Source organism: Paraburkholderia aromaticivorans, assembly GCF_002278075.1.
Lineage (GTDB): Bacteria > Pseudomonadota > Gammaproteobacteria > Burkholderiales > Burkholderiaceae > Paraburkholderia > Paraburkholderia aromaticivorans.
Genome location: NZ_CP022994.1, coordinates 45550 through 61093, shown reverse-complemented (window position 1 = coordinate 61093; position 15544 = coordinate 45550). Strand labels below are relative to the sequence as shown.

Genomic DNA, 15544 nt, shown 5'->3' with positions numbered 1-15544 from the left:
CAGGTCAACCACGCGCTGCCGGGCCTCGACGCGCGTTGCAGCGTTCGCATGTGATGATCCGCTTGAGGGGCAGCGGGCCAGCGCGTCAATTTGCTGCTGCCGCGCGCCTTCAATACCGGCTCCCGGCCTTGATAGCGAGCGCTGTTGCAGCTGAGCGCGTTTCCACGTGAAGCTTGCGGAACAGGTGCTCGAGGTGCTTGTTGACCGTGCGCGGCGCCATGTCGAGTATGTCCCCGATGTCGCGATTGGTCTTGCCGCGCGACAGCCACAGCAGCACTTCCGCTTCGCGGGTCGTGATTCCGAATTGGGCCGCCAGCGAAGTCGTCTTGGCGACATCGTCGAACTCCTCGAGAGTCATCACCCATTCGCCGCGCACAGGGCTGTCGGTGACGCGGGCCGTGCGGCGCACGCCGTTCGCGTTGATTTCATGGACAGCCTGGGCGTCGCAGCGGTTTTCGACCCACGATGCGAGCCATCGGCGCAATCCCGGAGGCAAACAGGAGGACGGCGCCTCGGCCGGGTCACCGGTTTCAGTCTGCGCGTCTTCGTAGCGGGCAAGTTGCCGCGCCGCCTGCGGATTTTGCCACCGGATCGTGCCGTCAGTGGTCGCGATCAGCGCCGCACGCGTTTCCAGACCCAGGACCGCGTCTGCATACTGTTGCGCGCGCGCGCGTTGCACGTGCGCCGCGATACGTGCGCAAACCTCGCTGGGCTTCTCCGGCTTCGTCACATAGTCGATGCCGCCGACGCGGAAACCTTGCACGACATGTTCGCTCTCCGTGAGCGCCGTCATGAAGATCACGGGTAGATGCGCGTGGCGACTGTCGAGCTTCAGACGTCTGCATGTCTCGAAGCCGTCCATGCCGGGCATCATTGCGTCCATCAGGATAACGTCCGGGGTGACGTGAGCAAGGCATTTGAGTGCCGCTTGCCCGTTTAGGGCGACGAGGATGGCGTAGCCCGCGGCCTGTAGCGTGTCGGAGAGCAGCGCCAGGTTGTCCGGTGTATCGTCAACGATCAGGACGACGGTGCGGTCCCCGGGAAAATCGGACGGAGCGGACCCGGTGAGGCAAACAGATTCTTCAAGCATGGGAGTCGCTGGAGAAAAGCTCGAGCTGATGCGCGAGCTCAGTCATTTGGAAGCGCTGTGCGAGCGAGCGCAGCGACGTCAGTTGGCCACGCAGTTCAGGCAACTCCGTTGCCGTGGCGTCGAGCTGTTCGATTACGCCCTGCACGTACCCCATGTCGAGCAGCGTCTTGAGTTTCGTACGCAATGCTTGCGGCAGTCGGGGCCTGTTCTCTGGCGGCGCGGATGATGCCGGAATCGGCGCTTCGGCTGGCACGTTCGATACGATCCACTCAAGCTTCATCAGGCTTGCCAGTTTGTCGAGCAGTAACGGAACCTGCAGCGGCTTGACCAGATAGTCGTCGCAGCCGATCATCGCTGCGCGCTCGCGGTCGTCTGCAAAGGCATTGGCGGAGAGCAACACGATCGGCGCCGCGCTAAGTTGACGCTCGCGAATCAGTTGGCTCGTTTCGTAGCCGTCCATCTCGGGCATCGAGATATCCATGATGATCGCGTCGGCCGTGTGAGTGCCGAGCCAGCGCAACCCTTCCGGCCCGCTGCCCGCTTCCGCGATCAGGAAGCCCAGCGGCGTGAGGAGCTGAACGACGATCGCCCGTTGTTCGGGCAAATCGTCCACGACCAGAATGGTGCGTCGCGCTCCGTGGTAGCCGCGGATGTCCGCCAGTTCCGTGCGCGTGGGCTCCACCGCATGCACCTCAGGCGCGAACAGCTTGACGATGAAGCGCGTCCCCTGGGCGACATCGCTGTCGACTTCGAGGCTGCCGCCGAGCGCCTGCGTCAGCAGGCGGCAGATTGTCAGCCCGAGGCCCGCGCCATGATCGTACTCGGACGCGGCATGACCGCGTTCGAAGGGCATGAAAAGCCGCTCGATTTCCGCGGCCGGAATGCCGGGGCCGGTGTCGATCACCTCGAACGTCAACGTATCCCACGCATGGCTGGCCCGCAGCGTGACCGTACCGGCGGGCGTGAAGCGGATCGCGTTGCCGATTAGGTTGGTGAGAATCTGGCGCATGCATTTCTCGTCGGTTTTCACGATCCGCGGCAGGCGGCCGACGGTTTGCACGTCGAAGTTCAGCGCCTTTTCAGTGGCCTGCGGGCGCAGCATCGACGTGACGTGCGCGATGAAATCCAGCAGCAACACTTTCGTGACGTTCAGCTGCAGCTTGCCGGCTTCGATACGGGCGACGTCGAGCAGCCCGTCGACGAGCGCCAGCAGATGTTCGCCGCTTCGATGGATCGTCTGGATCGCGTGATGCCGGCCTGGCGGCATTTCGTCTTTCGACTGCAGCAGCCATTGCGCGTAGCCGAGGATGCTGTTGAGCGGCGTGCGCAGTTCGTGGCTCAGCCCGGTCACGTAACGGCTCTTGGCCCGGTTGGCCGACTCCGCCGCCGCGGTCGCGCGTTTGAGTGCCGCATCGGTCTTCTGGTGCGCGTCGATTTCATGCATCAGCAGTTCTGCTTGCCGCTGCGACTCTTCCTGCGTGACGCGCCGGTTTTCCCGCTCGAGCACGAGCCACCAGGCGGCGATGCAGCCGATCAGCGAGAGCGCGAAAAAGATCTTCACATAGCTATGCGTGAGCACCCGCCACGCGTGCGAATCCGGCGGGGCAAGCGAGCTCACGCTTTGCGACCAGACGAGGTACAGCACGATGGCGAACAGCACCAACATGGCAACCACGAGACTGACATAGTGGACGAGGCGTAACGCAGTCGGCCCAGGCGCGATGCGCGGGAAAAGCCGGTGGACCGCTGCGCTGAGCTGGGATCCGAACCGCGCGTGGGGCTTGCATCGGTCGTTGCAGCGCGAGTCGAGCGAACAGCACAGCGAGCAGATCGTGCCGCCGTATGCGGGGCAGTGCGCCGTATCGTCGTACTCGAATTCGTTCTCGCAGATCACGCAGCGCCGCGTCGCGCCGTTCTCCGGAGGCTCACCTTCGCGCGCCAGATAGTAGCGCCCGCGCGTGGCGATCGCGATGGCAGGTGCGCAGGCGAACGCGACGCCGAACGCAATGAACGACGACATTGCCTGCGCGAGCTCACCGAGCATCCCGCTATGGGCGAGCGCCGCGACGATCGTGGCGATCAGCATCGCGCCGACGCCGACCGGATTGATGTCGTACAGATGAGCCCGCTTGAACTCGATGTGGCGCGGGCTGTAACCGAGCGGCTTGTTGACGACGAGATCGGCGAAGACGGCACCGATCCACGCGATCGCGATGTTCGCATACAGCGACAGCACCTTGCCGATGCTTTCGAACACGCCCATTTCGACGAGCAGGAGCGCGATCAGCACGTTGAAGACGAGCCACACGACGCGCCCCGGATGGCTATGCGTGAGCCGGGCGAAGAAGTTCGACCATGCGAGCGAGCCGGCGTAGGCATTCGTCACGTTGATCTTGAGCTGCGAGATGATGACGAATAGCGTCATCGCCGGCAGCGCCCACGCCGCGAGCCCGAGCGGATCGAGCAGCTGGTGGTAGGCCACGAGATACATCTGCGTCGGCTGTGCCGCGTGCGGAACATCGACTTCGTACTGGATCGCAACGAACGTGAGGAACGCGCCGCCGAGCATCTTGAGCGCGCCGGGAACGATCCATCCGGGGCCGGCGGTGAGAAGCGCGATCCACCAGCGCTTTCGGTTATGCGCGCCGAGCGGCGGAAGAAAACGCAGATAGTCCACCTGCTCGCCCACCTGAACGATCAGCGCGAACACGACGGTACAGGCCTGGCCGAACGCGAGGAGGTTGAACTCGTGCCCATGCAGCGCGAACCCCGAAAAGGTTGTCCATTCGGCCGGCAGCCCAGGGTTTCGCCACAGCACGGCGGCGTAGGGCAGCACGAACAGCACGAGCCACAGCGGCTGGGTCCAGCTCTGCAGCCGATTGATCAGCGTGATGCCGAACATCACTACCGGAATGACGACGACCGCGCTGATCACATTGGCAGCGTCGATCGATATATGGAGGTAGAGCTGCAGGGCGAGCGACATGATCGCCGCTTCGAGCGCGAAGAAGATGAACGTGAAGCTCGCATAGAGAAGCGAGGTCAGCGTCGAGCCGATATAGCCGAAGCCCGCGCCTCGCGTCAGCAGGTCCATGTCAACGCCGTAGCGGGCCGCGTAATAGCTGATCGGCAGGCTGGTCAAGTAAATCAGGATCGAGACAGCCGCGATGGCCCAGACCGCGTTGGTAAAGCCGTAATTGACCACCAGCGCGCCGCCGATCGCTTCGAGCACCAGGAACGATACCGCGCCGATCGCAGTATTCGCGACGCGAAACTCGGACCAGCGCCGAAAAGAGCGCGGAGTGAAACGCAGCGCGTAGTCCTCGAGTGTTTCGTCTCCGACCCACGCGTTGTAGTCGCGCCTGATCTTGACGATGCGCTGCGTCGTGGGTTGCGGCGATGCGGGTTGGTGCATCTGTGCCATGCCGGATGATCCTTATTAGTGCACGGATAGCCGAGAGGAGGCGAGAAGCAAAGTACGTACCAGTCGCATCGGAGGAAATACGTCAATCGACGTATTTCGGTCGCCATATTGGCTTCCTACATTCTGCCCACGCACCGGCGGGGACCTGCCGGCCGCTAGCCAAGCGGATCAGACAAGGAGAATGTAATGGCCGTAGACGATCGATTCGAAGACGATGCACCCGAAGCCCCCTCGCAGCTGCGCCGGCGCCTGCTGGGCGGGCTGGCCGCCGCGCCGCTGATGGCGCTAGGCGTGCCGCGCATGTCGTTCGCGCAGGTTCCGCCGACAGCGAAGGTCAACACGACCGGCCTCGCGGTGACGGACACGACCGTGACGGTCGGTCAGCTGCACTCGGCGACGGGCACGATGGCAATCTCGGAGACGGGGTCGATCCAGGCGGAGCGGCTCGCCATCGACCAGATCAACGCAATGGGCGGCGTGCTGGGCCGCAAGATCCAGATCATTCAGGAAGACGGCGCGTCCGACTGGCCGACGTTCGCCGAAAAATCGAAAAAACTCCTCGAGAGCGATCACGTCGCGGCGGTGTTTGGCTGCTGGACGTCGGCCTCGCGCAAGGCGGTGCTGCCGGTCTTCGAAAAGGATAACGGGCTGCTCTATTACCCGACGTTCTACGAAGGTCTCGAGCAGTCGAAGAACGTGTTCTATACCGGCCAGGAGGCGACTCAGCAGATTCTCTGGGCGCTCGACTGGGCGTCGCAGACGAAGAAGGCGAAGACGTTCTTCCTCGTGGGCTCGGACTATATCTGGCCGCGCACCTCGAACAAGATCGCACGCCGCCATATCGAGCAGCATCTGCACACGAAGGTGGTCGGCGAGGAGTACTACCCCCTCGGCACGACCGATTTCTACTCGCTGATGAACAAGATCAAGCTCGCGCGGCCGGACTGCATTCTGGCGACCGTCGTCGGCGGCTCGAACGTCGCGTTCTACAAGCAGCTCAAGTCAGCGGGCATCACGCCGCAGAAGCAGCTCCTGCTGACACTGTCGGTCACCGAGGATGAGGTGCTCGGCATCGGTGGCGACAATTTTGCCGGCTTCTATTCGTCGATGAAGTATTTCGAGTCGCTTAGCAACGACAACAACAGCAAGTTCGTCGCCGCATTCAAGGCGAAGTACGGCCAGCACGCCGTGATCGGCGATGTGACGCAGGCGGCCTACCTCGGCCCGTGGATCTGGAAGGCCGCGTGCGAGCGGGCCGGCAGCTTCGACGTGGACAAGGTGGTGGCCGTCTCAGCGGGCATCGACCTCAAGAATGCGCCGCAGGGCTACGCGAAGGTGGACGCGAATCACCATTTGTGGAGCCGCTCGCTGATCGGCGAGGGACAGTCCGACGGCCAGTTCAAGGTTGTCGCGCAATCCGCCGAGCCGATCCAGCCGAATCCGTTCCCGAAGGGCTACATGTAACTGCTGCAACCGTCAGCACGGCGGGGACCGCGCTCGGGCGGCCCCGCCTCAGGAGAACTGCGATGTCCGCTACAGACATTTTCAACATTACGCTGATGCAGGGGTTCGCCGGCCTGAGCCTGTTCAGCGTCCTGCTGCTGATGGGGCTCGGGCTGGCCGTGATCTTCGGCCAGATGGGGGTGATCAACATGGCCCACGGCGAATTCATGACGATCGGCGCATACACGGTCTACATGTTTTCGTGGGTGGCGCAGAACGTGTGGCACGCGTTCACGCCGGTCTACTTCATCTTTGCGATCGTGGCCGCGTTCTTTCTCGCATTCGCGGCCGGCTGGCTCGCTGAATGGGCGCTGATCCGGCATCTGTACCGGCGTCCGCTCGATACGCTGCTCGCCACCTGGGGCTTGAGCCTTGGCATGCAGCAGGTGTTTCGCTCGACGTTCGGGCCGAAGGAAGTGAGCCCCGCACTTCCCGACTGGCTAATGGGCTCGTGGGAGCCGGCCCAGGGGCTCGACATTCCGGTGAGCGGCCTGTTCGTGATGGGCCTCGCGCTGATGATGACGGGCGGATTGCTGCTTGCGCTTTACCGCTCGCGCTGGGGACTGCGCGTGCGGGCGACGGTCGCGAACCGGCCGATGGCCAACGCCGCGGGCATCAATACGAAGCTCACAGACCGGATGACGTTCGCAATCGGCTGCGGCGTCGCGGGCGTCGCGGGCGCGGCCTTTACCGCGATCGGCTCCACCGGGCCGACCAGCGGTTCGCTCTATATCGTCGATTCGTTTCTCGTCGTCACGTTCGGCGGCGCGGCGAGCCTGCTGGGTACGGTCGCCTCGGCCTTCGGTATCGCGCAGATGCAGTCGATCAGCGAGTTCTTCCTTTCGGGGTCCACGGCCCGCGTGCTCACGCTGCTCACGGTCGTCGGCATTTTGATGCTGCGACCTCAAGGCCTGTTCGCTTCAAAGGTGCGGCGCGCATGACTTTCTTTTCCGGGTCTCGCCGGGCGCCCGTTGACGGCTACCGACTGATTTCCCGTCACTCACCAACCTGTTCGGAGAGACGGACATGGAACCCATGAATCCATTGGCGGACCGGGCGTCCGCGCCGGCCGCTTCCCCGGCGCCGGCGAAAGGCTGGCGCGTGCTGGCGCGCTGGGTCGACGCATCCGGTTATGGCGGCATCGCGATACTGGCCGTGGTGATCCTCGTGATCTTTCCGCTCGCTCTCGACGCGTTTCGCCTCAACATGATGGGCAAGTACCTGACGTATGCGTTCGTCGCTGTCGGGCTCGTCATCGCGTGGGGATACGGCGGCGTGCTGAGTCTCGGGCAGGGCGTGTTCTTCGGGCTCGGCGGCTATGCGATGGCAATGTTCCTGAAGCTCGAGGCGTCCGATCCGATCTCGACGAAGACGCAAACGACGCCGGGCATTCCCGACTTCATGGACTGGAACCAGGTGACGGCGCTGCCGTTCTGGTGGAAGCCGTTCCACTCGCTGCCGTTCGCGATCCTCGCGGCGCTAGTCGTGCCGACAGCGCTCGCGTTCGTGATCAGCTACGCGATGTTCAAACGGCGCGTGGGCGGCGTGTATTTCGCGATCATCACGCAGGCGGTCGCGCTGATCCTGTCGGTGCTGATCATCGGCCAGCAGGGCTACACCGGCGGCGTCAACGGGATCACTGACCTGCGCACGCTGCTTGGCTTCGACATCCAGTCGAACGAGGCCAAGCTGATCCTCTATTTCGTCAACGCGGTGCTGCTGCTCGCCGCGCTGCTCGGCTGCCGCTGGATCCAGCGCAGCAAGCTCGGCACGCTGCTGCTCGCGATGCGCGACAAGGAAGACCGCGTGCGCTTCTCGGGCTACGACGTCTCGATGTTCAAGGTCTTCGCGTTTTGCGTTGCGGCGCTGCTCGCCGCGATCGGCGGCGCGATGTTCACGCTGCAGGTGGGCTTCATGTCGCCGTCGTTCGTGGGCATCGTCCCGTCGATCGAGATGGTGATCTACGCCGCGATCGGCGGGCGCATGTCGCTCGTCGGCGCGGTGTATGGCGCCGTGCTCGTGAATCTCGGCAAGTCGTGGTTCTCGGAAAGCTTTCCGAATCTGTGGCTGTACCTGATGGCGGCCATGTTCATCGGCGTTGTGATGGCGTTCCCGAACGGGCTTGCCGGACTGTACGAGCAGCACGTGCGGCCGCGTTTTCAGCGTCTGCTGGGCGGCAGCGGGAAGAAGGAGTACGAGCGATGAGCAACACGGACTTTTTGCTGGCGATCGAAGACCTGACTGTGTCGTTCGACGGCTTCAAGGCGATCGATTCGTTGAATCTCTATCTTGAACGTGGCGAGCTGCGCGTCGTGATCGGTCCGAACGGCGCGGGCAAGACGACGCTGCTCGACCTCATCTGCGGCAAGACGAAGGAAACGGCCGGAAGCATCAAGTTCCGCAATGAGGAAATCACGAAGCTGGCCGAGTACCGGCGGGTGCGAAAGGGCATCGGGCGCAAGTTTCAGACGCCTTCGATCTACGAAAACCTGACGGTCGCCCAGAACCTCGAAGTGTCGTTCCCGCGCGGGCGCAGCGTCTTCGGTGCGCTGGCGTACAAGCAGGATTCCGAGGTGGCCGATCGCGTCCAGGCGGTCGCGGAGGAAACCGGTCTGGCGCGGGCGCTCGATCTAGAAGCCGGCCTGCTGTCGCACGGGCAGAAGCAGTGGCTCGAAATCGGCATGTTGCTGATGCAGGCCCCGGAGCTGCTGATGCTCGATGAGCCGATTGCCGGCATGAGCGTGCGCGAGCGTGAAATCACCGCCGAGCTGCTCGACCGGATCTGCCGGAACCGTTCGATGATCGTCATTGAACACGACATGGCGTTTGTCGAGCGCATTGCGCACAAGGTAACGGTGATGCACCAGGGAAAGATTCTGGCCGAGGGGCCGATGGCACAGGTGCAGGCGGATCCTCGGGTGATCGACGTGTATCTCGGGCATTGAAGGGAGGGGACATGCTGGAAGTCGACGATCTGGTTGTCAGCTACGGGCAAAGCGAGGTGCTGCACGGCATTGGATTCAATGTCGCGAGCAAGGAAACCGTCGCCGTCATGGGGCGAAACGGCATGGGCAAGACCACGCTGTTCAAGGCGCTCATCGGGATGCTGCCGTCCGGTCGCGGTTCGGTGCGCGTGGGCGGGGTGGACGTGTCGAAGGAAGAAAGCTATCGGCGCGTCGCCAAGGGCATCGGTTACGTGCCGCAGGGGCGGCAGATCTTTTCGGCGCTCACCGTCGAGGAGAACATCCAGACGGGGCTCGAAAACGCCCAAAGCCTGCGCGTGCCCGACGAAATCTTTGCGCTTTTTCCGGTCCTCTACGACATGCGCAAGCGCAAGGGCGGCAATCTCTCGGGCGGCCAGCAGCAGCAGCTGGCGATCGCGCGGGCACTGGTGTCGAACCCGAAAGTGTTGCTGCTCGACGAGCCGACCGAGGGCATCCAGCCGTCGGTCATCAAGGACATCGCGAAGGCGCTGAACGAAATCCGGAAGACGCGCGACATCGCCATCCTCGTGTCGGAGCAGGTGCTGAGCTTTGCGCTTGACGTCGCGGACAGGCTGTTCGTGATCGAAGGCGGGCGTTTCGTACACCAGACCTCGCGCGACTCCGGCGATACGGACCGGATCCGCGAGTACCTGTCGGTCTGACCACCGGCGAAAACATGCCGTTCAACGCGGTGCGGTGGGGCGCCGCGCACGTACATGCCATTGAACCAAGGAGAATGCGAGATGCCTGACACCCTGATCAAGGTCGACCTGAACCAGTCCGCCTACGAAAACGAGAACGTTCATAACCGTTGGCACCCCGACATCCCGATGGCATGCTGGGTGAATCCGGGCGACGACTTCATCCTCGAAACGTACGATTGGACTGGCGGCTTCATCGAGAACAACGACAGCGCCGACGACGTGCGCGACATCGACCTGTCGATCGTGCACTTCTTGTCAGGGCCGGTGGGCGTGCGCGGCGCCGAGCCGGGCGACTTGCTCGTCGTGGATCTACTCGACATCGGCGCGCGGCCGGACAGTCAGTGGGGCTTCAACGGGTTCTTCTCGAAGTCCAACGGCGGCGGCTTCCTGACCGATCATTTCCCGGACGCGCAGAAGGCGATTTGGGATTTTCACGGGCTTTACACGAGTTCGCGCCACATTCCCGGCGTGAATTTCGCCGGGCTGATTCATCCGGGTCTGATCGGCTGCCTGCCGGACCCGAAGATGCTCGAAACGTGGAACGCGCGCGAAGCCGCGCTGATTGCGACGGAGCCGAACCGCGTGCCGCCTCTCGCCAATCCGCCGTTCGCTGCGACCGCGCACATGGGCAAGCTGACAGGCGACGCAAAGGCGAAGGCCGCCGCCGAGGGCGCGCGTACGGTGCCGCCGCGCGAGCACGGCGGCAATTGCGATATCAAGGATCTGTCGCGCGGCTCGAAGGTCTATTTCCCGGTTTACGTCGAGGGTGCCGGATTGTCGGTGGGCGACCTGCACTTCAGCCAAGGCGACGGCGAAATCACGTTCTGCGGCGCGATCGAGATGGCGGGCTGGGTGCACATGCGCGTCAGTCTGATCAAGGGCGGAATCGAAAAATACGGCATCCGCAATCCGGTTTTCAAACCGAGCCCGATCACGCCGAACTACAACGACTATCTGATCTTCGAGGGCATCTCGGTCGACGAAAGTGGCAAGCAGCACTACCTCGACGTGCACGTCGCGTACCGCCAGGCTTGCCTGAACGCGATCGAATACCTGAAGAAGTTCGGCTATTCCGGGGCTCAGGCGTATTCGCTCCTCGGGTGCGCGCCGGTCCAGGGGCATATCAGCGGGGTCGTCGATATTCCAAACGCCTGCGCGACGCTGTGGCTGCCGACGCAGATCTTCGATTTCGATATCCGGCCGAACACGGAAGGCCCGGTCAGGCACGTGAAAGGCGGCGTCGATCTGCCGATCTCTCCGGACATCGTCAGGTCCTGACGTCCATTCATTACGCAAGGGGCAAGCCATGCCGATCTACGACTTTCACTGTGAAAGCTGCGGTTCTTTTGCCGTCATGCGCAGCATGGCCGAGCGCGATCGCCCGGGCCAGTGCCCCGAATGCGGCGCGGTGGCGTCGCGGATCGTCAGCGCGCCGGCGCTCGCGCTGATGTCCGGTGCCCAGCGTAACGCACACGCGACGAACGAGCGCGCGGCGCACGCGCCGCGCCATTCGAGCGAGATGCCGGCACGCCACCGGCCGGGGTGCGGATGCTGCTCCGGCGCGAAGGTGTCGCTCGCGGGCGCGAGCGGCGGGACGAATCCGAACGGGTTGAAGAGCCCCGGCGGCGGTGGGCGCCCCTGGATGATCAGCCATTGAACGCCCATCACACGTGAGGGCGCGAGCCCTCGCCTTTTTCACGGTCGCACGTCCGTTGCGCGCGCAACGGACGGTATCGACGACCTTCAGCTGGAGCAGGGGAACTCCTGCACGCACATCCCGACTTCATGCTGATCAACCCGGGCTATCAGAGCGGCACGAAAGACCTGAAGTCTTCGACGCGACAACGCTTTGCGACCATCGACTTCCACTATCCCGAGGCCGACGTCGAAGCCGGAATCGTGATGCTGATGGCGGCGCGGACCGGCATACTGCGGAACGCCTTGTCGGCATTGCGAGGCGGGACTGAAACGGCACGTTCGATCTGGTACTCATCGCCAAGGGCGAGCGGCGTTTTGCCGCATTTGCTGCGCCTGCGCTGCGTTGCGGCTACGTGGTGGGGCAGCGCGCTAGCTCAAACCGAAGCCGCACTGCCGCAGGCCATATCTTATGCTGCTTTCACTGCCGATAACTACACGGCGGGGTCTTGCCCGCGGCTCGCCTACGTGCCGTCAGTGACGGGGCGAGAGGATATCGTTCGCATTGGTGATGGCGGAGGCGATGTCCTCGACCGTCATGCGCTTGGCCATCGCTTGCTCGCGCATGATTCGGTACGCTTCGTCCTTGCTGACGCCGCGCTGACGGCAGAGGATGTCCTGAGCCTCCGAGACCTTGCGCGCGCTGCCGAGCTTTTCTTCGAGACGCATGATGCGCTTGCGCAGCTTCTTGCGCTCGCGGCCGATCTCATGTGCTAGGACGAGGGCGCTTAGAAGTCCGAAGGACCGAATGGGAGAGGTGACGACGGCCTTTGCGTCGATGCGCAGCATTGCCTCCATGACGGTGGGGTTCTCGTAGTTGAGAACCGCGATCGTCGGCGGCGCCTCATCGTCCGTACACCAGTCGTCGAGGGCACTCAATATGTCGGGAGAGAGCGCGATGAAAACGACGTCGGTGCCGGGCGGCGGTGACGCCAACGGCGGCCAGACCGCGTGCACGTTGCACCCGATGCGCTGCAGCTGCTGCGTGAGCTGCGCACCGTCGTGGTCGTGCGGATGGAACACGCACACGCGCAGCGACCGCAAATCCCTCAACGAATGAGAAAGCGGCAAGGCCGGCGCTGGCTCGCCTTGGGCAGCTTGGTCTTCGTCATTCATTCACTGCTCCCGCTCGTCATCGAACCATCCAGTCACCGAGTGTGTGGGCGACGAGATAGGGATCCGGCCGTATAGGTGCCGGCGCTTCCCATACGACGTCGAATTCTCCCTCGCGGTTCACACGTCCGATGCGCGGATTTAAATTTGTATGGTGAGTCGATGGGTCGATACTGACACGACCCTGCGGCGCGTCGAATTCGCTGCGGAGCAACTCGGGCATCAGCGTCTCGATGTCGGCCGAGCCAACCGCACGCATTGCCTGCGCAAAGAAATGGACCTGAAAGTAGGCCGCTTCCCAGCTTGCGTTCGGTATCGTTTCGGATCCGAGCATTCGGCCGAATTTCTCCAGACAGCGCCGATTGGTTGATGACGCGATCGAACGGAAATAAGGTGCCGCCGTAAAATGGCCTTCCGCGATGTCGCCCATCTGCGCGACCTCGACTTCCGAGGTCGTCAGGCTCGCAATCGGCATCGATGCGGGATCGAGGCCGGCGTGCGCGTAGGCGCGATAGAAGTGCTGCGTCGCGTCGCCGACCACGGTCGAAAATATGAAATCCGGGCGGGTCGTGCGAATGTCCTCGACGATTTCGGCGAAGTCATCCTTGGTGGCATCGAGGCGCACGTACCGTTCGCCAAGCTTCGCGCCGCCACGGTACTGCGAGACCAGGTCCGACATGATGCGGTTCGACTCGTACGGGAAGATGTAATTGGAGCCGACCAGATAGATGCGCGCACCAAAGTTCGACGTCATGAAATCGGCCAACTGCACGCTGTTCTGATTGGGTGCCGCGCCGGTATAGATGACGTTTTCCGAGTACTCGAAGCCTTCGTAAAGCGTGCCGTAGAACAGCAGCCGATTCCAGCGCTCGACGACCGGCACCACGGCTTTTCGCGCGCTCGACATGTAGCAGCCGAAAATGACTTGAACATCGTCGGTCAGGATGAGTCGCTCTGCAAACATGCGATATTTAACGGGATCTGATCCTGGGTCGTAGCTGATCGGCACGAGCTCGCGTCCTGCGATGCCGCCGGCATCGTTGATTTCGCGAATCGCGAAGAGCGTCCCATATAGTTGCGACGACTCGATCGCCGACGTAATGCCGGTTTTCGAAAACAATACCCCTACCTTGATTGTGTTGGTATGTGCCACGGTTGTGCGCGCCTGTATTCGGTTGGTTCGCCTAGTCTCAATTAACGGAGAGCCGTGCGGCCGAGCCTTCATTGTCTCCTACCAAAAAAGCGCGGACGCGATTGATGCCGGCGCCATGTGTTCGCTCGCTCATATCAGGCTTCCGATCACCTTGCTGACGTGAGACGCCAAATTCGCCACACCGCTCAGCACCATGCAGCGATCGGAGCCGAAAATCGTCCGGACGTATCGGTCCGCATCTCTGTCGAGGGCGAAGCAGAACGGCAGGATGCCGCGCGCAGACACTCCTGACACGGCATGGCGGGCGTCTTCGATCAGATGAGAGGAATCGTGGACGTCGACGTCAGACGGCTCGCCGTCCGTGACGAGCACGAGCACCTTTGCCTCGCTGTTCTCGTCGTCGAATTGCGTCGCCGCATGCCGCAAAGCGGCGCCCATGCGCGTCGAGAATGCACCCTGCTGCGCTTGCAGCCTCTGGCGCTGCGCTTCGGCGAACGGCTCGTCGAAATCCTTGATGCGCAGATAACGGACCTCGTGGCGGCCGTTCGACGCGAAGCCATGCAGCGCGATGCGCGTGGACGTCGAGTCGAGCGCAGTCGCGATCGCTGCCGCGGCCTCCTTTTCGATATCCAGCACGGTCGTGTCCCGAGCTTCAACCAGGTCGCCAGTCGATGCGGAAAAATCGAGCAGAAGCAATACTGACATGCTCGGCCGCACGCGCCGCTTTTGCAGAAACACTTTGCCCTCGTTGGGCACGCCCATGCGTCGCGCGACGCCGTAGTCGATGATTGCGCCCAGGTCGAGCTCGTCGCCTTCGAATCGTCCGCGGAGGCGCTCGGCCGGCCGATACCACCAGCGTGGCGGCGCTCGTCCGCTGTCAGCGTTCTTGCGCGTCGCGCTGTCGCCGTCGCGGGCAGGCTCCGTTGTGCGCTCACGGTCATAGACGCAGGTCCAATCGTCGAAGACAAGGCCAACCCGGGCGTGCCACTCAGGATAGCGGTGAGCGCGCAGCATTGTGCCAGGCGGTGGTGTGTCGTCGTGCGCAATCGGACTATCCGCCATGTCGGGCCGCGCCGTTGCCTGATCGACCGCACCGGAGGCCTGTTCCATTCGCGCGTGCACGGGTTCGCATTCGGCTGCCCACAAGTAGGTGTTGTCGTCGCGATAGGGCGGCTCGACGCAGTACGATGAAGCGTCGAATCGCACTCGCATCTGCGCGAGGTCGACTGCCAGTATGTCAGCGACTTCCTCGTAGGCGGCGGTATCGTCGGCACGCGACGCGATCTCTTCGACGAGTTCGCGCCCTTTGCGGACCCAATGGTTGGGGTCGTCATAGGCGGGATCGTGCAGGGCGCGGGCGAGCCGCGCCGCGAGTGAGGTGAAGGTCAGCGGGCCGTGCTCCCACGACGCCGCATGAAACTTGCCCCACAAGCCGCGCAGGCCCGGATACTCGCGCATCAGCAGACGTTCGACGCGCGCATCCTCGATCAACGACGCTACGGCAACCCTCAGCGGTCCGCGCGAGCCGATCGGCGAAGCGCGGCGCGAGTAGCGCAAATGCGCGAGCGCGTGAGCGACGGACGCTTCGTATAGTCGCACCGCGGTCGGGCCGTCGCATGCAGGCGCCTGCGCAATGCGAATCGTGCCTGCGCTAATCGAAGTGCGTGTTGGCGCGCCGCCAGTCTCGGCCAACACGTTAGTGTCGATCGAGACGCGTATCGCTCTCTGCTCGGCCGGCGCGGCAATCGAATCGGCATACTGAAGCTCGAATCCCGCGGCGTAGCATTCGAGCATGCGCGTGGTGCCGGCAAACGATGCGGCCGCGCCGCTTTGTGCGGTTGCCGATAGCTTGTCGCTTGCGCGTTCGTTCGGCATGTC

The 15544-nt window shown here is 63.3% G+C and carries 12 protein-coding genes; 7 read left to right on the top strand and 5 right to left on the bottom strand.

The features are described 5' to 3' along the window. Positions 1-109: 109 nt before the first annotated feature. Both CJU94_RS39885 and CJU94_RS39880 read right to left on the bottom strand, forming a co-directional pair. Complete coding sequence (locus CJU94_RS39885) at positions 110-1090, bottom strand: response regulator transcription factor (RefSeq protein ID WP_095423953.1); 981 nt, start codon at positions 1088-1090, stop codon at positions 110-112. Further along, positions 1083-4514 (bottom strand): ATP-binding protein, encoded by a 3432-nt coding sequence (locus tag CJU94_RS39880; RefSeq protein WP_095423952.1) that lies wholly within the window; start codon positions 4512-4514, stop codon positions 1083-1085. Before CJU94_RS39880 ends, CJU94_RS39885 begins: the two co-directional genes overlap by 8 nt. A gap of 186 nt (positions 4515-4700) precedes the next feature. Between CJU94_RS39880 and urtA the strand changes: the two genes are divergently transcribed. The 7 genes from urtA (at position 4701) to CJU94_RS39845 (ending at position 11362) form a co-directional block, all read left to right on the top strand. Next, the gene (gene urtA / locus CJU94_RS39875) at positions 4701-5978 is read left to right on the top strand and encodes an urea ABC transporter substrate-binding protein (RefSeq protein WP_095423951.1); all 1278 of its coding nucleotides are present in this window, start codon (positions 4701-4703) and stop codon (positions 5976-5978) included. Positions 5979-6040: 62 nt separating this feature from the next. Then, on the top strand, positions 6041-6958 hold the full coding sequence (gene urtB / locus CJU94_RS39870) for an urea ABC transporter permease subunit UrtB (protein WP_095423950.1): 918 nt from the start codon (positions 6041-6043) through the stop codon (positions 6956-6958). Positions 6959-7043: 85 nt separating this feature from the next. After that, positions 7044-8222 carry an urea ABC transporter permease subunit UrtC gene (urtC, locus tag CJU94_RS39865; RefSeq protein WP_095423949.1) on the top strand — a complete coding sequence of 393 codons (1179 nt, stop codon included), beginning with the start codon at positions 7044-7046 and terminating at the stop codon, positions 8220-8222. After that, positions 8219-8962, top strand: coding sequence for an urea ABC transporter ATP-binding protein UrtD (urtD, locus tag CJU94_RS39860; protein ID WP_095423948.1), 744 nt, complete (start codon positions 8219-8221; stop codon positions 8960-8962). The genes urtC and urtD overlap by 4 nt, the downstream gene beginning before the upstream one ends. A gap of 11 nt (positions 8963-8973) precedes the next feature. Next, entirely contained in the window at positions 8974-9663 is a 690-nt protein-coding gene (urtE, locus tag CJU94_RS39855; protein WP_095423947.1) for an urea ABC transporter ATP-binding subunit UrtE, read from the top strand. 81 nt (positions 9664-9744) lie between these two features. After that, positions 9745-10983 carry a formamidase gene (gene fmdA / locus CJU94_RS39850; RefSeq protein ID WP_095423946.1) on the top strand — a complete coding sequence of 413 codons (1239 nt, stop codon included), beginning with the start codon at positions 9745-9747 and terminating at the stop codon, positions 10981-10983. A gap of 28 nt (positions 10984-11011) precedes the next feature. Next, a complete protein-coding gene (locus CJU94_RS39845) occupies positions 11012-11362 on the top strand; it encodes an FmdB family zinc ribbon protein (protein ID WP_095423945.1) in 351 nt (116 codons plus the stop codon). Positions 11363-11874: 512 nt separating this feature from the next. Here the strand turns inward: CJU94_RS39845 and CJU94_RS39835 are convergent. The 3 genes from CJU94_RS39835 to CJU94_RS39825 all read right to left on the bottom strand — a co-directional run bounded on the left by CJU94_RS39835 (position 11875) and on the right by CJU94_RS39825 (position 15541). Continuing rightward, complete coding sequence (locus tag CJU94_RS39835; RefSeq protein ID WP_095423944.1) at positions 11875-12516, bottom strand: ANTAR domain-containing response regulator; 642 nt, start codon at positions 12514-12516, stop codon at positions 11875-11877. Positions 12517-12532: 16 nt separating this feature from the next. Then, positions 12533-13666, bottom strand: coding sequence for a transporter substrate-binding domain-containing protein (locus tag CJU94_RS39830; RefSeq protein WP_208645451.1), 1134 nt, complete (start codon positions 13664-13666; stop codon positions 12533-12535). A 129-nt stretch (positions 13667-13795) separates the two neighbouring features. Then, the gene (locus CJU94_RS39825) at positions 13796-15541 is read right to left on the bottom strand and encodes a nitric oxide reductase activation protein NorD (RefSeq protein ID WP_095423942.1); all 1746 of its coding nucleotides are present in this window, start codon (positions 15539-15541) and stop codon (positions 13796-13798) included. Positions 15542-15544: the final 3 nt, after the last annotated feature.